This is a genomic window from Sulfurospirillum diekertiae, from assembly GCF_011769985.2.
Taxonomy (GTDB): domain Bacteria; phylum Campylobacterota; class Campylobacteria; order Campylobacterales; family Sulfurospirillaceae; genus Sulfurospirillum; species Sulfurospirillum diekertiae.
On record NZ_CP039734.2, the window covers coordinates 366,127 to 382,830 of the forward strand.

The window sequence follows — 16,704 nt, forward strand, 5'->3', positions numbered from 1 at the left end:
GGTTATCCTTTCGTTGCGTAGTCTTTAAGTGCTTGGAGAATCTCGGGCTCTATGGCCCACTCTTTACCATCAACGGACATGACGGACTCTCGTTTGATGCCATCCACTGAGCCTTTGGAAACGATAAAAGCAAGGTACTGCTCTAGCTCTTCAAAACTCGGTAGAACATTTACATGTAAAACTCTTTCAAGTTCGGCGATGAAGCCATACCCACCCCAATTTGAGACCGAAGCGATCATTGGGTAGTCGCAGGGGATGACACAGTAATCGTAAAAAAGTTCTTTATTTTTCAGCACAGCAGCGAAGCTTCCCATGCCGACTTCATTACCACCATCGCCGATACCAAAACTAGGAGCGGTTTGACTGCCCAGTTTGAAAAGCTCGTCCACAGGTGCGGTAAACTCTTTGATATCAACGCCACGTGAGTTGAGGTAAAGTCCTTCGTGATTTTGACCGCAACGCTCGATGGAAAGATGCGCTACGGGTTTGTACGTGTCTAAAAGTATCTTGTACCCTTGATTTTCTAATCCCTCAATCGGAATGTAGAGGGTTTTAATATCAAAAAAATAATCCTCGCAAAAACTATCGGTGATGATAACAGGAGTATAGCCAAGTTTTTCAAAAGCTTTTGCAAGAAAGTAAGCGCCCAAAGGGCCATCAGTCTCAGCGTAACCAGCGACGTAAAAACCTGTATAGATAAAAACAACACCTTTGTCGAGTTTTAAAAAAGCTTGAACGGCATTTTTAGTGTGTTCATTAGGAAAGTGGGCTTGAATTTTGTCCATATTGCGGGTGGAGTGTTGAAGAACGATCTCTTCAATTGTATGAAAATTGCGCATGAAAGCCTTTACATGTAAAAAATTTACTGAAAAAATTGTATCTAAAATTTGATACAATTTAACCAAAAAAAGGGATTAAAATGTATCCAAAAGAATTACGATCTAAAATAGCCAAAGGCGAATTTACTAGACCAACAGCAGGTGAATGTCCTGGGTATATTCAAATGAATATGGTAGCCCTTCCAAGAGAGTACGCCAAACGTTTTGAAGCGTTTGCAAAAGAAAATTCCAAAGCAATTCCTGTATTGGAAATTATTCAGGAAGGACATTTCTCCAAGGTTTTGGCTCCGGGAGCTGACATTTTAAACGAAATTCCAAAGTATAATATTTTAAAAGACGGTGTTGTCGTTGAAACCGTGACGGACATAACACCGTATTACAATCTTGATTTGGTCTTTTTCTTGATTGGGTGTAGTTTTTCGTTTGAAACGGCACTGATTGAAAATGGTATGCCACTGCGCCATGTCGATCAGCAAAAAAATGTTGCAATGTACCGCACGAACATTGCCCTCAAACCTGTTGAAGGTTTTGCGGGTGAGATGGTCGTCAGCATGCGCCCGATTAAAAAAGAGAAAGTGGCAGATGCGTGTGTTGTCACGAGTCATTTTCCACGTATGCACGGCTCACCGATACAAGTGGGTTACCCTGAAATGATCGGTATTCGTGATGTTTCAAAGCCTGATTATGGTGATGCGATTGAGATCAAAGCGGACGAAATTCCACTCTTTTGGCCATGTGGCGTAACACCTCAAAATGTCATAACCGCCATGAAACTTCCCTTTGCAATCACGCATGCGCCGGGGCATATGTTTGTAACCGATAAAAAAGACAGCGAATACTACGAATAAAAGTTACGGCACAAATGCTTCTTGAAGACTGTGGAACTGGTAAGTTTTAACCACTTCAGGAAGCTTCTTCTCTAACATCGTTATCCCTAGAGGCTCATTTTTATTGCCATGAATGAGAATGAAACTTCCTGTTTTAATGGGCTCATTTTTTGCAATCCATGCGTTAGCCGACAAAGGAATTAAAAAATAGGTTTCACGAAGCTCACGCATTAATTTTTCATCAGAGATGAGACCCGGAAATCGAAAAAAGACCGAGGGCGTAATGCCTTCTTCTAGGAGTTTTTTCTCAACACCAAGTATTTCTGTTTTGACATCGGTGTTTACATGTAACATAAAATTTTCACGCTCAGGAAGATGGGAATCGTAAAAATGGGTATGCGTATGGTTTACCCACGTTATCTGTAAAAGAGGATTGTTCACAAGGGCAGTAAACTCTTTTTCGTGGTGGTCTTTCCATGCGGAGCTTATGGCAATAGCAATCGGTGTTTTACCATTTTGCTTGGTTAACTGCTCAATAAAATCACTTTCATACCCTTTTTTAGTGGAAGGACAAAGATCCATCGTTAGATAGATAGCTTTATCCTTTTGCGTGGTCGCATGGGTTGCTCCCCCTTTTGCCGCTAAAGCAGTTGCGTTATTGAGTTGTTGTGCAAAGGGAGTTTTTGAAAAATTTTCATCTAACGGCGTTAATTTTGAAGTATCGAGTGGGAGGACTTTAGTTTGCAGGGTTTGCGTATTGGTAGTGAGGTAAAATGTCACGCCACTCAGTTCAAAACGCCGTGAAACAAGCAAGAGAGTGTCGTTTTCTTGGTATTGTTTGACAAATATTTCATAGTGCTTAATATACTCAATAGCAGACAATGGAAGCCAACACAGCATTAAAAATAAAATGAGTCGCATCATATACATTCCTTTTACGAGAATTTTAGCTCTTTTTTGAAAAAATATGATTATAATTTTGCTAATTATTGTCTAGGCGGTGTTTGAGTTTTCAAACGGATTATTGAGGGCTGTAAAGCCTAAGCGAAATAATGAGAATGAGAGAATGACGGTCAACGAAGCAGTTTTAGAGATGCGTTACAGTGGAATCCCTGAAGAAGATATTGAGGCGATTCTCGAGATTTGCAAGAAGAAGGGTTTAACCCCTCAAAATATCGATAAAGAGCTTGAAGCTAAAGGGTTAGATAAAGTTTTTGAGCTTGAATACGATGCAAGCGAGAGTTGGTTTGAGCGTGGAGCAACCAGTAGTGCTCCTTCCCATAAAGCGCCAGCAAAGCAGGGATTAGAAAAGGAAAAAAAGTAGATGTCAAAACAGATAAAACAGATCATTGAAGAGTATTACGATGTCCTGTGGAATGAGAAAAAGCTCGACCAAGCCAATCGTTTTTTAGACCCTTCCCTCAATTTTAGAGGTTCTTTGGGTATGAGAGTTGATAGCATCAATGGTTTTTGTGACTATGCAAAGATGCTTTTTAGTGCGTTTCCCAATCTTTACCATGTGATTGAAGATATTGTCATTGAAGGCGATAAAGCTGCCGTAAGACTTGTTTATACGGCAACACACTCTGGAAAACTCTTTGGATTTGAACCTACGGGAAATCGAATCCGTTACTCTGGAGCGTGTTTTTTTAAATTTGAAAATGAAAAAATTGTCGATGCATGGGTTTTGGGAGACTTAAACGCATTGTATGGGCAGCTTAATGCCATTGAACATCGTTAATTTTTGCCTCTTTATGGGCCATCATTGAGTGAACGATTAATGTCGTCACGATGATGGCCCCTCCCATCAATGTATTGATATGCGGTTTTTCATCCATTAAAATCCACACCCAAAAAGGTGCAAGAACGGGTTCAATAATCGTCAAAAGTGCCACTTCCACAGAGGGTAAAAATTTTGTTCCTATCCCAATAAATGCACGTGAAAGTGGTGTGAGCAACGCTCCCATAAAGACAATAATCCAAAGTGAATAACTATCAGGAACACTAATCGGTGCTGTAACAGCGGCTAAAAGTGAAGCAATGAGCGCTCCTGTTCCAAAACAGGCAAGTCGGTTAGCCTCTTTGTCTCGCTCTAAAACGGACAACATCGATACAAAGGCAAATACGCATCCAAAAGCGTAAAGATTTCCTTCCATATTTCCAAGTTCTAAGTCATTGAACAAAATAATAGAAAGCCCTATAAAAACAAAGAAGATTGCTCCAAAGGTACGGCGTGGTGTTTTTTGTTTAAACAAGATAAACGCAATCATCGCACTTACCAATGGTCCGGTACTTAAAATAAACACGGCACTGGCAACGCTAGTATGTTTGATGGCGAGAATAAATAAAAGATTGCTCAGTCCTATACAAAATCCACTCCATAAAATAGTAGAGAGATGATTTATATAGATGGAAACGATGTTGTTTTGATGCTTTGAGTACAAGGTGATATTCATCGTTAAAAACATACACAGACCAAAGTAAAAGGTAAAATTTTGAGCAGGCACATGCGTCATTTTAATCAGGGGTGATTCAAAGCTCATAAGAAGCATGCCAAGGGAAGTAATCCCAAAGGCTTTCGTGTAAGTCATAGGATTACTTCGTTTGATTTTTACGGAAATTGATGTAGAGTTTTTCGATTTTTTCGCGTGCCCAAGGGGTTTTGCGGAAAAATTTGAGACATGAGTTAATGCTTGGCTTTTCATGAAAACAGTTCATACGTAGCATTTCATCGAGTTTTTCCCAGCCATAATGTGCTTGGAGTTCCGTGACGAGCTTTTCGAGCGTGACACCATGAAGGGGATTGTTGTTGTGTTCGTTGTTATTCATGTATTCCTCAAAATTAAAAGCACCAAAGGTGCGCGGGCTTTGTGTCGAGCAAAACCCAGTGTTAACTACGTCCTTAGAGCTTTACTTTAAAGACGTAGTAAGAGTTTTGAAAAAACTCTATTTGCTTTTACATGTAAAAAGGTTTAGTTACGCTCTACACTAAGACCTGCATAGCTTTGAACGGTTGGCATAATCTCAATGCGATTGACGTTAATATGCGCTGGAAGTTCTGCCAGTGAGAAGATGGCATTGGCAATATCTTCTTTTGAAAGCGGTGTTGTATTTTGATACACAGAGTCTGCTTTGGCTTTATCTCCTTTAAAACGAACATCGGAAAATTCGGTCAGTGAAAAACCAGGTTCAATATTGGTCACACGAACGTGTGTGCCTTTAAGGTCGGTTCTAAGGTTAAGCGAGAACTGTTTGACAAAGGCTTTGGTCGCACCATACACATTGCCACCCTCATATGGCCAACTGCCTGCGGTTGAACCAATGTTGAAGATATAGCCCGTTTTGCGCTCAACCATAACAGGCAGAACGGCTTTCGTCATGTACAGCAGTCCTTTGATATTCGTGTCGATCATCTTCTCCCAATCATCCAAACTCGCTTCATTGGCATGTTCAAGTCCAAGAGCAAGACCCGCATTATTAACTAAAATATCAATAGATTTATACGCTTCAGGAAGGGAAGCAATCGCACCAAAGACCTCGTCTTTTTTGGTAATATCAAAACAAAGTGTTACTATATCACAGTGTGCTAGACGAGCTTTGAGTGCATCTAAACGCTCTTTTCGACGACCTGTTGCAATCACTTTATAGCCAGCATTTGCAAATTTTTCAGCGGTTGCTTCTCCAAAACCAGAAGTTGCACCTGTAATCAAGACAATTTTTGACATGACACATCCTTTGCATTTTTTGATTTAGAGTTCGATAAGAACTCTGAATACGCTTTTAAAGCAAAGCTTTAAAAACTACGTTAACACTGAGTTTACTTCGGCAGTAAGCCCGCGCACCTTTGGTGCTTTGACTACTTTGAACTTTTGTTATGAAAAAAGTCTATTATACAAGATGGAGGTATAATCATACCTTTTGTTGAAAATTGCATCATATTTTTTTCAACAATGTTGTCAAAATATATTAAGATACCTTGATGTACAAAAGTGTTTTTTTTAGTAATTTTAAATTTTAATAAGGCACAATGTGACACATAAAAAATTAAACAAAGGAGAAAGAGTGAAGAAAATGTTTTCAAAGTTAACGGTTTCTTTGGCAGCCTGCTCAATGCTAGTCAGTGCGAGTGTCGCGGCAACGAATGTGATTAAGATTGGTGTGCAAGCGCCTATTACAGGGCAATATGCTAATGAAGGCCAAAGCATCGATAACGGTGTGAAGCTGATTGTGGATCAGTACAATGCTAAAGGTGGCGTTTTAGGCAAAAAAATCGAAGTCGTCACCTGTGATGACCAAGGTACAGCACAACAAGCAGCCATTTGTGCTAAAAAACTGGTCAATGAAGGTGTCAAAGCGGTTATTGGCTCTTACACATCTGGTGCAACGGAAGCAGCCCAAACCACTTATAACAGAGCAGGGGTACTTCAAACCAGCGATGGCACAAGTGACTCATTGATCGCACATAAATATTGGACATTTTTCAGAAACTCTTTCCCCAACAGTGCTGAGGCAGATTACACAGCTAAATACTTTGTGGATGGCAAACAGTACAAAAAAATCGTTATTCTCTCAGACTACTCCAGCTACTCAACAGACCTAGCCGATGCGACGATCAAAGCACTCAAAGCTAAAAATGCCAATATCATTTATGAAGGCAAAATCAAATCAGGCTCTCAGAACTTCACAGCTACTTTGACAAAAATCAAAGCCATGGAACCCGATGTGATTTATTTTAGTGGCTACTATACCGATGGAGGACTTTTACGCGCACAACAAATGCAGTTAGGCATTAAAGCAGACTTTGTTGGAGGCGACTCTAATGACAATCCTGATTATATGAAACTAGCAGGGGAGAGCGCTCAAGGGACACTTTTGATTAATGTACCGACCCCAGATATTTTACCGTATGATATTGCTAAAACGTTTTTAGTGGATTATAAAGCAAAATTCAATGCGATGCCAGCATCTATTTGGTCATTGATGAACGTAGATGGTCTTCGTGTTATTTTACATGTAATGGAGCAAACCAAATCTGAAGACACCAAAGTGATTGCTGAAGAGATGCATAAACTCAAAGATTTCCCCGGTATTACAGGCCCTGTGACCTTTAGAGAAGATGGTGAACGAACCGGTGGTGGCTATATGACGTATGAAGTTCAAGCGGATAAAAGCTACAAAATCGTTTATCAATAAGCATTTTACTGGTACACTTTCAGCGCACATTGCCAAAGAGAGCTCTCTTTGGCAATCTCACTCTATTAGAATAAGGTTCTCTATGGATATTTTTTTACAACAAATGGTCAACGGCCTTACTATTGGAAGCCTTTATGCACTGGTTGCTTTAGGGTATACAATGGTGTATGGCGTTATGCGGCTTATCAATTTTGCGCATGGTGACCTCGTTGCTTTTTCTGCTTTTATAGGACTCAGTGTTTACGCACAAATTTTTGGGGAGAGTGCAACCTCTTTGGGTGTCATTATCACGGTGTTTGCATTGACAGCTCTGAGTGTTGCTTGTGTGGGTGTACTTCTTGAGCGCCTAGCGTATAGACCTTTACGAACTGCACCACGCCTCAGTGCCGTGGTATCTGCCCTTGGAGCAGGACTTGTCATTCAAAATTCTGTCATGCTGATTTGGGGACCCAATATGAAAATATTTCCCTCTAATCTTTTTCCTTCTACGATTTGGGCTGTTGGTGGCATTGTGATTACCTTTACGCAAGTGATGATCTTGGGCGTTTCATCGGTTTTGATGGTTGGTCTTTATTTTTTCATTCACCAGACCAAAATTGGTACAGCCATTCGCGCCGTTGCGATTGACCAAGATGCTGCAAAACTGATGGGCATTAATGTCAATCGTATTATTATGATTATCTTCATTATCGGCTCCGCACTGGGTGCTGTTGCAGGGCTTTTTATAGGCTCTTACTACCGTGGAATCACCTTTGATATGGGATGGATGTATGGGCTTAATGCCTTTGTCGCCGCCATCATGGGAGGCATCGGCAATATCCCCGGTGCAATGCTTGGAGGGCTTCTTTTAGGGCTTTTCAATGCAATGATTACAGGGTATATTTCAACGCAATGGGCAGAAACTTTTACCTTTGTGCTTTTAATTGCGATTTTAGTCTTGAGACCAACGGGAATTCTTGGCGAAACAGTGGCGGAGAAAGTATGATGAATAAAAGCACACTTATAACCCTTTGTTTACTCGTTTTCATGGGCTTTTTCCCTTTGTTTGTGGATTCGGCATGGTTGGCGATTGGAACAACCTTTTTGGTTTTCTCTGTGGTGGCACTCTCTCAAGACATTATCTTAGGACGAGCAGGTGTTTTTCACATGGGTCATGCGATGTTCTTTGGATTGGGTGCATACACCACTGCTATTCTCAATGTGAATTTTGGGCTTCCCATTCTTGCAACGCTTTTGCCAGCGGTGTTGATTCCAATGTTTTTTGCCTTTTTGTTGGTTGCACCTATTATTCATTTACGAGGGGATTATCTGTTGGTTGCAACGATTGGCTTTAATATCATTTTTATTCAAGTCCTTGAAAATGATGTTTTTGGCTTAACGGGAGGGCCTAATGGCCTTTTTGGCATTGATGTGGTGAAACTCTTTGGTTATGAACTCTCTTCTCAAACCCATATGTACTATATGGCGTTTCTATTATTAGGCATAACCCTTTTGATTATTCGCAATCTTGATCGCAGTAAATTTGGACGTGCGATGTTTTACATCCATAAAGATGAAATTGCCGCACAAAGTATGGGTATTAATATACGCTACTTTAAACTGTATGCTTTTATTTTAGGGGCAGGTATTGCAGGGGCTGCAGGAAGTATGTTTTCCATTCAATATTCTGCGGTGAGCCCAGAGGCGTTTAACGTAACACAGTCCATTATGTTTTTTACGATTGTTTTGGTGGGTGGTTCTGCTTCTTTGCCGGGTATTTTAATTGGAACATTCATTATGTTTGTGCTTCCTGAAATGTTTAGAGAGTTTGAAACGGCGCGTTATTTGGTTTTTGGAATTGCAATGATTTTGACGATGATTTTAAGACCGCGCGGTATTTGGCCTGTTCGTTTTGGTAACATTCCAAGCTTCCTTAAAAAGGAGGTCAAATGAGCGAATATATTTTAGAAATAAGCCATGTCAGCAAGTATTTTCAAGGACTTATTGCTATTAATGACCTCTCTATGAAAGTCAAAAAAGGACAAATCTACGGCATCATTGGACCCAATGGCGCAGGGAAAACAACCTTGTTTAACTGCATTACGGGGATTTATCGACCCGAAATCGGAAAGATTCTTTGGAAAGGTCGCGATATTAAAGGTGCAAGTCCCGATAAAATTGCGGCATTTGGTATTCTTCGAACCTTTCAGACCATTCGCCTCTTTTCAGAGATGAGTGTGGCGGAAAACATTATGTCAGGTCGCCACATTAAGTCTCAACAGCGTTGGTACAATGGCGTTATTCCAACACCTGCGTATTATAAAGATGAGCGAGCTAATTGGGAAAAAGTAGGTGAACTAATGTCGTTTTTCAACCTTTCAGAGTATTCGACAACACCAGCGGGCGATCTCTCTTACGGTATTCAAAGACGTATTGAGATGGCTCGTGCACTTGCCGCTGAGCCAGAGCTTCTCATTTTGGATGAGCCTGCTGCGGGATTAAATGAAAATGAGACGTTGGAATTAACACAAACTATTCGCAAAATTCAAGCGATGGGTGTTACGATTATGATGATTGAGCACGATATGGATATGGTGATGAGTCTTTGTGAATACATTACAGTGATTAATTTTGGGGCGAAAATTAGCGAAGGCATTCCGTCCTTTGTTCAAGATGATCCTATGGTTGTTGAGGCGTATATTGGAAGTGATGAGGATGATGACGATGAATGAGAAATTATTGGACATCAAAAATTTACATGTAAACTATGGCGCCGTTGAAGCGATCAAAGGGATTGATTTACATGTCAACCGAGGCGAAGTCGTTACCATCTTAGGTGCCAATGGCGCTGGTAAAACGACAACCCTTCAAACCATTAGTGGCCTTTTAAAATCCAATGCGGGAAGTATCATATTTGATAATAAGGATATTACTCAAACACCTGCCCATGAGATTGTGAGCCTTGGCATGAGTCATGCTCCTGAAGGGCGTCGTGTTTTTGGAACACTGAGTGTTGAGGAAAATTTGATGATGGGTGCTTACACTTTAAAAAAATACGATGCTTTGACATTGGATTGGATTTATGAGATATTGCCCCGTTTGTATGAGCGTAAACAACAACTTGCAGGTACATTGAGTGGTGGCGAACAGCAGATGCTAGCTATTGGACGAGCCATCATGAGTAAACCAAAATTACTTATTTTAGATGAGCCGAGCCTTGGACTTGCACCTGTTTTAGTCAAAGTGATTTTTAAAGCCATCAAAGAGATTAGCAAAAGTGGCGTTACAGTTCTTTTAGTTGAGCAAAATGCAAAAGCAGCCCTTAAACTAGCCAATCGTGGATATGTTTTAGAACTTGGTAAAATTACGTACTGTGGAAGTAGTGAGGAGTTATTAACTTCTGAAGTGATACAAGAGGCATATTTAGGTAGAAAAAAAGAGGTTTTATAAGAAGTAGCTAGAGGGCATTTAATGCCCCCTAGAATTATTTTAGTTTTTCAATAATCGTTTGATTAAGCTCAAGTTTTTCTTTATTCTTTGCTACACCTTCACTCGCTTTAGCAATTTTTTCACTATTTTTCGCGATGTCTTGTTTGTTCTTATCGATTTCATCACGATTAAGCTCAATAAGCCTTGTGAGTTCATCAACTTTTCGTTCATATTTATTGATAATATAATAGATTGTGTAAACAAGTACGCCAATGACGATCCATTGTAAAATACCCATAAGCTTTTCCTTGACATAAATTTTGATAACATTGTACCTTTTTACAGCAAATCAATCAATAATATCAAAGATGTATTCGCGTTTAAGTTTTTGCTCTTTGATTTCACGAATACGAAGTCCTTCAAAACAAATTTTTCCAAATTCTTTTTCATTAAAGGGTTGATGAATAGCAATTTCACGTAAAGCTTGTCCACGATAAGCTTTTGCAAAATGACTTACTACTTTATCGTTTTTCAAAAATTTCATAGTGATAAAAGGTCGTTTTAGCGTATAAAATTTTTCATAATATCCTGCACGGAGATCCAAAATAGTTTCATCGCCAATCCATGCATCCATTGCATCATTAAAATACTCTTTATAGAAAATTTCGGTTTTAAAACCATTCAGGCTTTCCCCTTGTTGAAGTTTATATTCTGGAATCAGATCTCCTGCTAGAAGAGGGCCAAAAAGATTCGAGAAAATCATGACATGGTTTTCAATATAGGTTTGCGCATTTTTATCTAACGTTTCAAATAGAAGATGATCGTAAGCAATACCACTGTAACGAAGAATGGCTTTACATGTAAATGAGTCAAAAATATTTTTGCTCGATAGAGCTAAAATTTTTTGAGTATCTTTAATACCAAAGAGATTTTGCAAGAGTGTGGTATCATGTGTTTCTAAAAGTGCTTGATACTGCTTTAAAACTTGATGACGTTTTTCATATAAAGAAGGAAAGACTAAACTCTCTTTTTTGAGCAAGCCATGAGTGGTTAATGCGCTTTTTGTCTCGCTGGGTGAGAATAAAATTTTCATCGTATACCTTTAATAGCAAACATAAGAGACTATTTTAGCTAAGAATCACGTAAAATATCTAAAAAGTATTGACTTTGAAAATCTTTTGAGATATAATTTCACCTCACAATCAAGGGTGCTGGTGTAGCTCAGTTGGTAGAGCAACTGCCTTGTAAGCAGTAGGTCGGCGGTTCGATTCCGTTCACCAGCTCCATTTTTGTTTGTGAAAGACAGTGTTTGACCAGCAATAAATATGGTAAAAATACGGTGAGATACTCAAGTGGCCAACGAGGGCAGACTGTAAATCTGCTGACTATGTCTTCGAAGGTTCGAATCCTTCTCTCACCACCATTGCGGGAGTAGCTCAGTTGGCTAGAGCATTAGCCTTCCAAGCTGGGGGTCGCGGGTTCGAGTCCCGTCTCCCGCTCCAAGATTTTATAAGCAAACTGGGAGCTGTTGAATTTCTTCTGCTTTAGGGCACTACAGAACAAGTTCAGTAGTCTTTCCTTTCTTTCCTTAATAAAATCTAATCATTATTGTTGTTGCGATACAATTTGGTCCACCCTTTTGTAGTCGGCTCATATGGCTCAGGGGTAGAGCACTTCCTTGGTAAGGAAGAGGTCGAGGGTTCAAGTCCCTCTATGAGCTCCATCACTCAAAAAGTTTTTAAAACTTTGAAAAATTGAAATGTACTAAAAATAAAACTCATTACGGAGGAAAAAATGGCAAAAGAAAAGTTCTCTAGAACAAAGCCACACGTTAACATTGGAACCATCGGTCACGTTGATCATGGTAAAACTACGCTTACAGCTGCTATCTCTGCAGTTCTAGCGACAAAAGGTCTTTGTGAATTTAAAGATTACGATGGTATTGATAACGCTCCTGAAGAGAGAGAGCGTGGTATTACTATTGCAACTTCTCACATTGAATATGAAACAGAAAATCGCCACTATGCACACGTAGACTGCCCAGGTCACGCGGATTACGTTAAAAACATGATCACAGGTGCTGCTCAAATGGATGGCGCTATTCTTGTTGTTTCTGCAGCAGATGGTCCTATGCCTCAAACGCGTGAACACATCCTTCTTTCTCGCCAAGTTGGTGTTCCTTATATCGTTGTTTTCATGAACAAAGCTGATATGGTTGATGATGAAGAACTTCTTGAACTTGTTGAAATGGAAATTAGAGAACTTCTTAGTTCATATGACTTCCCAGGTGATGATACTCCAATCGTTGCTGGTTCTGCACTTAAAGCACTTGAAGAAGCAAAAGCTGGTACTGTTGGCGCATGGGGTGAAAAAATCCTTGCTCTTATGGCTGCAGTTGACGCTTATATTCCAAATCCAGTTCGTGAAACTGACAAAGACTTCTTGATGCCAATCGAAGACGTCTTCTCAATTTCAGGTCGTGGTACTGTTGTTACAGGTAAAATCGATAGAGGCGCTGTTAAAATTGGTGAGACTATTGAAATCGTAGGTATCAAAGATACAAAAACTACAACGGTAACAGGCGTTGAAATGTTCCGTAAAGAGATGGAACGTGGTGAGGCTGGTGATAACTGTGGTATCTTGCTACGCGGTATTAAAAAAGAAGAAGTTGAGCGTGGTATGGTTCTTTGTAAACCAAAATCAATCACTCCACATACTGACTTTGAAGCTGAAATCTATGTTCTTTCAAAAGAAGAGGGTGGTCGTCATACTCCATTCTTTAACAACTATAGACCACAATTCTATGTTCGTACAACAGACGTAACAGGTTCTATCACATTACCAGAAGGTACTGAGATGGTTATGCCTGGTGATAACGTAAAAATCAAAGTTGCACTTATCGCACCTATCGCCCTTGAAGAGGGTACTCGTTTTGCAATCCGTGAGGGTGGTAGAACAGTTGGTGCGGGTGTTGTTGCTACAATCATCAAGTAATTTTAGCATGTAAGGGGAAACCCTTACATGTAATTAAGTCAAGGAAATCTAATGACCGTTAAAATCGGACTAAAGTGTTCTGAATGTGGTGACATTAATTACACAACAACCAAAAACAGCAAGACAGTTACTGAAAAAGTTGAACTTAGCAAGTATTGTCCAAGACTGAAAAAACACACTGTTCACAAAGAAGTGAAATTAAAAAGTTAAGTCCCTTAAAAGACTTAACTTACATGCAGGGTAGTAGCTCCAACGGTAGAGCGTCGGTCTCCAAAACCGCAGGTTGTGGGTTCGAGTCCCTCCTACCCTGCCACTAGTCGAGGTAATACAATGGAAAAATTAAGAGCTTATTATCATCATTCTAAAGCTGAATTGTCAAAAGTTATATTTCCAACAAAAGAACAGATACGAAATGCTTTCATTTCTGTTTTCGTTGTTGTAACTGTAATTTCGCTCTTCTTAGCGCTGATTGATGCTATTATGTCTTTTTCTTTATCTTCTTTAATTTAAGGAGAAAGAATGGCACATAGATGGTATGCAATTCAAACCTATGCAGGTAGTGAGCAAGCAGTTAAGAAAGGAATTATTACACTTGTCAATGATCATGGTATCGCTGATAAAGTGGAGCAAATTCTTGTTCCAACTGAAGATGTAATTGAAGTTAAGAATGGTAAAAAAAAGATTAGTGAGCGAAGTCTTTATCCTGGTTATGCATTTGCAAAACTGGATTTAGATACAGCACTCTGGCATCTTATCCAGTCATTGCCAAAAGTCGGAAGATTCATCGGTGAAGCAAAAAAACCTACACCTTTGAGTGAAAAAGATATTGCATTGATTTTGGAGAAAGCTGAGAAAAAAGGTGCGCCGAAACCAAAAATCTTCTTTGAAAATGGTGAGAGTGTTAGGATTACAGAAGGTCCTTTCGCAAACTTTACAGGTTCAGTTGAAGAGTATGATATGGTTCATGGCAAACTCACACTCAATGTTTCAATCTTTGGTAGAAGTACTCCAGTTGAGATTCTCTATTCTCAAGTTGAAAAAATAGTCTAAGCTTAAAGGAAAAGAAATGGCAAAAAAGGTCATTGGCGAAATTAAATTGCAAATTGAAGCTGCTAAAGCAAATCCATCACCTCCAGTAGGACCAGCTCTTGGTCAACGTGGTGTAAATATTATGGAATTTTGTAAAGCATTTAATGAAAGAACAAAAGAGTTGGCAGGTTTTAGAATTCCTGTTGTTATCACTGTTTATGCTGATAAAAGTTTTACATTTATCACCAAACAACCACCTGCAACTGATCTTATCAAAAAAGCAGTTGGTCTTAAAAGTGGTTCAAGCAACCCTTTGAAAAATAAAGTTGGTACCCTTAGCAAAGCTCAAATTCTTGAGATTGTTGAGAAAAAAATTGCTGATCTTAATACAACGGATCGTGAAGCAGCTGTGAAAATTATTTCAGGTTCTGCTAGAAGTATCGGTATTAACGTCGTCGATTAATCCTTACCCCTTTACCGTCAGGGTCATAAAGGCGGAAGCAAAATTATGCGGAGATAAAGAATGGCAAAGAAAGTAAATAAACGTTTTCAAGAACTTTTGAAAAAAGTTGATAAAGAAAAAAAGTATTCAGTAGCTGATGCACTTGGCAATATTAAAAACCTAGCGTCTGCAAAATTTGACGAAACAATCGAAATTGCACTTAAACTTAACGTTGACCCAAGACATGCTGACCAAATGGTTAGAGGTTCTGTTGTTCTTCCAGCGGGTACTGGTAAAACAGTTCGTGTTGCGGTTATTGCGAAAGACGAAAAAGCAGATGAAGCAAGAGCAGCGGGTGCTGATATTGTTGGTAGCGATGATTTAATTGAAGAGATTCAAGCAGGTCGCATTAACTTTGACGTTTTGATTGCAACACCAAATATGATGGGTTTAGTAGGTAAAGTTGGACGTATCCTTGGACCAAAAGGTATTATGCCAAACCCAAAAACGGGTACTGTAACAATGGATGTTGCAAAAGCAGTTGAGAATAACAAAGGTGGACAAGTAAACTTCCGTGTTGATAAACAAGGAAATATCCATGCGGGTATTGGTAAAATTAGCTTCTCATCTGAGCAAATTAGAGAGAATTTTGAAGCATTTATCAAAGCAATCAACAAGCATAAACCTGCTTCTTCTAAAGGTAAATATATTAAATGTGCTGCATTGTCACTTACTATGAGCCCATCTATGAATCTTGAAAATCAAGAATTAATCGACCTTAGATAAAATACTCATCTAAAGCTTTTGTCCATTAAATTTGGCTAGAAAGCTTTAGTGCCTTAGAAATTTTTGCCATAGAGAGTTACTTTATGGTGTACTGTATATTTATACTTAATCTTATGATTGGAGAGAGTAGAGGCGAAAGCTTAATTTGAGGTAACTCATCTCTACTTGAAATCACCAGTTGGAAAGGAGAAAAATTGACAAGAACAGAGAAAGCTGAATTTATTAGTTCTCTAACTGAAGAGTTTAAATCTTCCGACGGTTTAATTGTTTGTGACTACAAAGGTCTTAATGTTAAAGCGATCGAAGCATTAAGAAATGCTTCAAGACCAGAAGCTGTTAGTGTTAAAGTTATTAAAAATACTTTAGCATCAATTGCTATGACAAACGCTGGTATCGAAGGACTTGAACTAAAAGACACCAACATTTTTGTTTGGGGTGCTGATCAGTTAGCTGTTACTAAAGTTGTCGCTACATTCGCCAAAACAAACCCAAATTTTGTAATTAAATCTGGTTTTGCTGGTGGTATTGTTGTTGATGCTGCTAAAGTTGAAGCACTTTCTAAAATGCCATCACGTAATGAGCTTATTGGAATGCTTCTATCAACTTGGATGGCACCCATTACAAACTTTACCATTGGTCTTGATGCACTTCGTGCTAAAAAACAAGAGTCTGAATAGAGCGTATTTGTAAAGTTTTGCCTTTACATGTAAAGTCCAAGAGCAAGACTCTTGTAAAATCATTATAACTATAAAATAATCAGGAGATTTGAAATGGCAATTTCAAAACAAGACGTATTAGAGTATATTTCAGGTCTTAGTGTACTTGAATTGAGTGAACTTGTAAAAGATTTCGAAGAGAAATTTGGTGTATCTGCAGCTCCAGTTATGGTAGCAGGTGCTGGCGCAGCTGTTGCAACAGAGGCGGCTGAAGAGAAAACTGAGTTTGATGTTATTCTTAAAGATGGCGGCGAGAAAAAAATCAACGCAATTAAAGTTGTTAGAGAAATCACAGGTCTTGGTCTTAAAGAAGCAAAAGATGCTGTTGAAGGTGCTCCTACAACTGTTAAAGAGGGTGTCTCTAAACAAGTTGCTGAAGAAATCAAAAAGAAACTTGAAGAAGCTGGCGCTGTCGCTGAAATCAAGTAATTTTATTACTTTAAGAGAAGCTTTGCGCTTCTCTTTTAAAA

Annotated in this window: 23 protein-coding genes and 5 tRNA genes; 21 read left to right on the forward strand and 7 right to left on the reverse strand. The window is 39.1% G+C overall.

The genetic code is table 11. The features are described 5' to 3' along the window. Window positions 1-2: 2 nt before the first annotated feature. Window positions 3-839: a DUF4392 domain-containing protein gene (locus FA584_RS01940; RefSeq protein WP_096045753.1), complete on the reverse strand. Its 837-nt coding sequence runs from the start codon at window positions 837-839 to the stop codon at window positions 3-5. A gap of 80 nt (window positions 840-919) precedes the next feature. On the opposite strand from FA584_RS01940, the gene FA584_RS01945 reads away from it, so the two are divergent. After that, a complete protein-coding gene (locus tag FA584_RS01945) occupies window positions 920-1,687 on the forward strand; it encodes a putative hydro-lyase (RefSeq protein WP_096045754.1) in 768 nt (255 codons plus the stop codon). A gap of 3 nt (window positions 1,688-1,690) precedes the next feature. Here FA584_RS01945 and FA584_RS01950 read toward each other — a convergent pair whose 3' ends face one another. Next, complete coding sequence (locus FA584_RS01950; protein WP_096045755.1) at window positions 1,691-2,590, reverse strand: polysaccharide deacetylase family protein; 900 nt, start codon at window positions 2,588-2,590, stop codon at window positions 1,691-1,693. A gap of 142 nt (window positions 2,591-2,732) precedes the next feature. Between FA584_RS01950 and FA584_RS01955 the strand changes: the two genes are divergently transcribed. Together FA584_RS01955 and FA584_RS01960 are read left to right on the forward strand one after the other, a co-directional pair. Further along, window positions 2,733-2,990 carry a hypothetical protein gene (locus FA584_RS01955; protein ID WP_096045756.1) on the forward strand — a complete coding sequence of 86 codons (258 nt, stop codon included), beginning with the start codon at window positions 2,733-2,735 and terminating at the stop codon, window positions 2,988-2,990. Continuing rightward, window positions 2,991-3,407, forward strand: a complete 417-nt coding sequence (locus FA584_RS01960) for an ester cyclase (RefSeq protein ID WP_087437677.1) — start codon at window positions 2,991-2,993, stop codon at window positions 3,405-3,407. Here FA584_RS01960 and FA584_RS01965 read toward each other — a convergent pair. The 3 genes from FA584_RS01965 to FA584_RS01975 all read right to left on the reverse strand — a co-directional run bounded on the left by FA584_RS01965 (window position 3,385) and on the right by FA584_RS01975 (window position 5,391). Next, window positions 3,385-4,257 (reverse strand): DMT family transporter, encoded by an 873-nt coding sequence (locus FA584_RS01965; RefSeq protein WP_096045757.1) that lies wholly within the window; start codon window positions 4,255-4,257, stop codon window positions 3,385-3,387. The two genes, FA584_RS01960 and FA584_RS01965, sit on opposite strands and share 23 nt — an antisense overlap. Before the next feature lie 4 nt (window positions 4,258-4,261). Beyond that, window positions 4,262-4,495, reverse strand: a complete 234-nt coding sequence (locus tag FA584_RS01970; protein ID WP_096045758.1) for a VF530 family protein — start codon at window positions 4,493-4,495, stop codon at window positions 4,262-4,264. Between the two features lie 143 nt (window positions 4,496-4,638). Then, window positions 4,639-5,391 carry an SDR family oxidoreductase gene (locus FA584_RS01975; protein ID WP_167750097.1) on the reverse strand — a complete coding sequence of 251 codons (753 nt, stop codon included), beginning with the start codon at window positions 5,389-5,391 and terminating at the stop codon, window positions 4,639-4,641. 346 nt (window positions 5,392-5,737) lie between these two features. Between FA584_RS01975 and FA584_RS01980 the strand changes: the two genes are divergently transcribed. The 5 genes from FA584_RS01980 (at window position 5,738) to FA584_RS02000 (ending at window position 10,288) form a co-directional block, all read left to right on the forward strand. Further along, window positions 5,738-6,859, forward strand: a complete 1,122-nt coding sequence (locus FA584_RS01980) for a branched-chain amino acid ABC transporter substrate-binding protein (protein ID WP_096047770.1) — start codon at window positions 5,738-5,740, stop codon at window positions 6,857-6,859. An 82-nt stretch (window positions 6,860-6,941) separates the two neighbouring features. After that, complete coding sequence (locus tag FA584_RS01985) at window positions 6,942-7,844, forward strand: branched-chain amino acid ABC transporter permease (RefSeq protein ID WP_167750098.1); 903 nt, start codon at window positions 6,942-6,944, stop codon at window positions 7,842-7,844. Then, on the forward strand, window positions 7,841-8,791 hold the full coding sequence (locus FA584_RS01990; protein ID WP_167750099.1) for a branched-chain amino acid ABC transporter permease: 951 nt from the start codon (window positions 7,841-7,843) through the stop codon (window positions 8,789-8,791). The genes FA584_RS01985 and FA584_RS01990 overlap by 4 nt, the downstream gene beginning before the upstream one ends. Continuing rightward, window positions 8,788-9,570, forward strand: a complete 783-nt coding sequence (locus FA584_RS01995; RefSeq protein WP_096045763.1) for an ABC transporter ATP-binding protein — start codon at window positions 8,788-8,790, stop codon at window positions 9,568-9,570. Before FA584_RS01990 ends, FA584_RS01995 begins: the two co-directional genes overlap by 4 nt. Then, the gene (locus tag FA584_RS02000; protein ID WP_096045764.1) at window positions 9,563-10,288 is read left to right on the forward strand and encodes an ABC transporter ATP-binding protein; all 726 of its coding nucleotides are present in this window, start codon (window positions 9,563-9,565) and stop codon (window positions 10,286-10,288) included. Before FA584_RS01995 ends, FA584_RS02000 begins: the two co-directional genes overlap by 8 nt. A 34-nt stretch (window positions 10,289-10,322) precedes the next feature. Here the strand turns inward: FA584_RS02000 and FA584_RS02005 are convergent, their stop codons facing one another. Both FA584_RS02005 and FA584_RS02010 read right to left on the reverse strand, forming a co-directional pair. After that, the gene (locus FA584_RS02005; protein ID WP_167750100.1) at window positions 10,323-10,565 is read right to left on the reverse strand and encodes a hypothetical protein; all 243 of its coding nucleotides are present in this window, start codon (window positions 10,563-10,565) and stop codon (window positions 10,323-10,325) included. A gap of 51 nt (window positions 10,566-10,616) precedes the next feature. Next, complete coding sequence (locus FA584_RS02010) at window positions 10,617-11,360, reverse strand: YaaA family protein (protein ID WP_167750101.1); 744 nt, start codon at window positions 11,358-11,360, stop codon at window positions 10,617-10,619. Between the two features lie 117 nt (window positions 11,361-11,477). Between FA584_RS02010 and FA584_RS02015 the strand changes: the two genes are divergently transcribed. The 13 genes from FA584_RS02015 (at window position 11,478) to rplL (ending at window position 16,663) form a co-directional block, all read left to right on the forward strand. Further along, window positions 11,478-11,553: transfer RNA gene (locus tag FA584_RS02015), tRNA-Thr, on the forward strand. 52 nt (window positions 11,554-11,605) lie between these two features. Continuing rightward, window positions 11,606-11,690 (forward strand) — tRNA-Tyr (locus FA584_RS02020). A 2-nt stretch (window positions 11,691-11,692) separates the two neighbouring features. Continuing rightward, window positions 11,693-11,769: transfer RNA gene (locus tag FA584_RS02025), tRNA-Gly, on the forward strand. A 146-nt stretch (window positions 11,770-11,915) separates the two neighbouring features. Then, a tRNA-Thr gene (locus tag FA584_RS02030) sits at window positions 11,916-11,990 on the forward strand. A gap of 71 nt (window positions 11,991-12,061) precedes the next feature. Then, on the forward strand, window positions 12,062-13,261 hold the full coding sequence (gene tuf, locus FA584_RS02035) for an elongation factor Tu (RefSeq protein WP_096045766.1): 1,200 nt from the start codon (window positions 12,062-12,064) through the stop codon (window positions 13,259-13,261). Window positions 13,262-13,312: 51 nt separating this feature from the next. Further along, on the forward strand, window positions 13,313-13,471 hold the full coding sequence (rpmG, locus tag FA584_RS02040) for a 50S ribosomal protein L33 (RefSeq protein WP_012856149.1): 159 nt from the start codon (window positions 13,313-13,315) through the stop codon (window positions 13,469-13,471). A gap of 27 nt (window positions 13,472-13,498) precedes the next feature. After that, a tRNA-Trp gene (locus tag FA584_RS02045) sits at window positions 13,499-13,574 on the forward strand. Window positions 13,575-13,591: 17 nt separating this feature from the next. Then, complete coding sequence (gene secE / locus FA584_RS02050) at window positions 13,592-13,771, forward strand: preprotein translocase subunit SecE (RefSeq protein WP_087437688.1); 180 nt, start codon at window positions 13,592-13,594, stop codon at window positions 13,769-13,771. A 9-nt stretch (window positions 13,772-13,780) separates the two neighbouring features. Beyond that, entirely contained in the window at window positions 13,781-14,311 is a 531-nt protein-coding gene (gene nusG, locus FA584_RS02055; protein WP_087437689.1) for a transcription termination/antitermination protein NusG, read from the forward strand. A 16-nt stretch (window positions 14,312-14,327) separates the two neighbouring features. Further along, window positions 14,328-14,753: a 50S ribosomal protein L11 gene (gene rplK, locus FA584_RS02060; RefSeq protein WP_087437690.1), complete on the forward strand. Its 426-nt coding sequence runs from the start codon at window positions 14,328-14,330 to the stop codon at window positions 14,751-14,753. A 60-nt stretch (window positions 14,754-14,813) separates the two neighbouring features. After that, window positions 14,814-15,518 carry a 50S ribosomal protein L1 gene (rplA, locus tag FA584_RS02065; protein ID WP_087437691.1) on the forward strand — a complete coding sequence of 235 codons (705 nt, stop codon included), beginning with the start codon at window positions 14,814-14,816 and terminating at the stop codon, window positions 15,516-15,518. Window positions 15,519-15,712: 194 nt separating this feature from the next. Beyond that, window positions 15,713-16,195, forward strand: a complete 483-nt coding sequence (gene rplJ, locus FA584_RS02070; RefSeq protein ID WP_087437692.1) for a 50S ribosomal protein L10 — start codon at window positions 15,713-15,715, stop codon at window positions 16,193-16,195. Between the two features lie 93 nt (window positions 16,196-16,288). Then, window positions 16,289-16,663: a 50S ribosomal protein L7/L12 gene (rplL, locus tag FA584_RS02075; RefSeq protein WP_087437693.1), complete on the forward strand. Its 375-nt coding sequence runs from the start codon at window positions 16,289-16,291 to the stop codon at window positions 16,661-16,663. Window positions 16,664-16,704 lie beyond the last annotated feature (41 nt).

Coding starts and splice junctions, on each gene's coding strand:
- FA584_RS01950 (WP_096045755.1), bottom strand. CDS start 2,590: ATGATGCGACTCATTTTATTTTTAATGCTGTGTTGGCTTCCATTGTCT.
- rplK (WP_087437690.1), top strand. CDS start 14,328: ATGGCAAAAAAGGTCATTGGCGAAATTAAATTGCAAATTGAAGCTGCT.
- tuf (WP_096045766.1), top strand. CDS start 12,062: ATGGCAAAAGAAAAGTTCTCTAGAACAAAGCCACACGTTAACATTGGA.
- FA584_RS01955 (WP_096045756.1), top strand. CDS start 2,733: ATGACGGTCAACGAAGCAGTTTTAGAGATGCGTTACAGTGGAATCCCT.
- FA584_RS01960 (WP_087437677.1), top strand. CDS start 2,991: ATGTCAAAACAGATAAAACAGATCATTGAAGAGTATTACGATGTCCTG.
- FA584_RS01970 (WP_096045758.1), bottom strand. CDS start 4,495: ATGAATAACAACGAACACAACAACAATCCCCTTCATGGTGTCACGCTC.
- FA584_RS01965 (WP_096045757.1), bottom strand. CDS start 4,257: ATGACTTACACGAAAGCCTTTGGGATTACTTCCCTTGGCATGCTTCTT.
- FA584_RS01980 (WP_096047770.1), top strand. CDS start 5,738: ATGTTTTCAAAGTTAACGGTTTCTTTGGCAGCCTGCTCAATGCTAGTC.
- FA584_RS02010 (WP_167750101.1), bottom strand. CDS start 11,360: ATGAAAATTTTATTCTCACCCAGCGAGACAAAAAGCGCATTAACCACT.
- FA584_RS02005 (WP_167750100.1), bottom strand. CDS start 10,565: ATGGGTATTTTACAATGGATCGTCATTGGCGTACTTGTTTACACAATC.
- FA584_RS01975 (WP_167750097.1), bottom strand. CDS start 5,391: ATGTCAAAAATTGTCTTGATTACAGGTGCAACTTCTGGTTTTGGAGAA.
- FA584_RS01990 (WP_167750099.1), top strand. CDS start 7,841: ATGATGAATAAAAGCACACTTATAACCCTTTGTTTACTCGTTTTCATG.
- FA584_RS01945 (WP_096045754.1), top strand. CDS start 920: ATGTATCCAAAAGAATTACGATCTAAAATAGCCAAAGGCGAATTTACT.
- nusG (WP_087437689.1), top strand. CDS start 13,781: ATGGCACATAGATGGTATGCAATTCAAACCTATGCAGGTAGTGAGCAA.
- secE (WP_087437688.1), top strand. CDS start 13,592: ATGGAAAAATTAAGAGCTTATTATCATCATTCTAAAGCTGAATTGTCA.
- FA584_RS02000 (WP_096045764.1), top strand. CDS start 9,563: ATGAATGAGAAATTATTGGACATCAAAAATTTACATGTAAACTATGGC.
- rplL (WP_087437693.1), top strand. CDS start 16,289: ATGGCAATTTCAAAACAAGACGTATTAGAGTATATTTCAGGTCTTAGT.
- FA584_RS01940 (WP_096045753.1), bottom strand. CDS start 839: ATGCGCAATTTTCATACAATTGAAGAGATCGTTCTTCAACACTCCACC.
- rplA (WP_087437691.1), top strand. CDS start 14,814: ATGGCAAAGAAAGTAAATAAACGTTTTCAAGAACTTTTGAAAAAAGTT.
- rpmG (WP_012856149.1), top strand. CDS start 13,313: ATGACCGTTAAAATCGGACTAAAGTGTTCTGAATGTGGTGACATTAAT.
- FA584_RS01995 (WP_096045763.1), top strand. CDS start 8,788: ATGAGCGAATATATTTTAGAAATAAGCCATGTCAGCAAGTATTTTCAA.
- FA584_RS01985 (WP_167750098.1), top strand. CDS start 6,942: ATGGATATTTTTTTACAACAAATGGTCAACGGCCTTACTATTGGAAGC.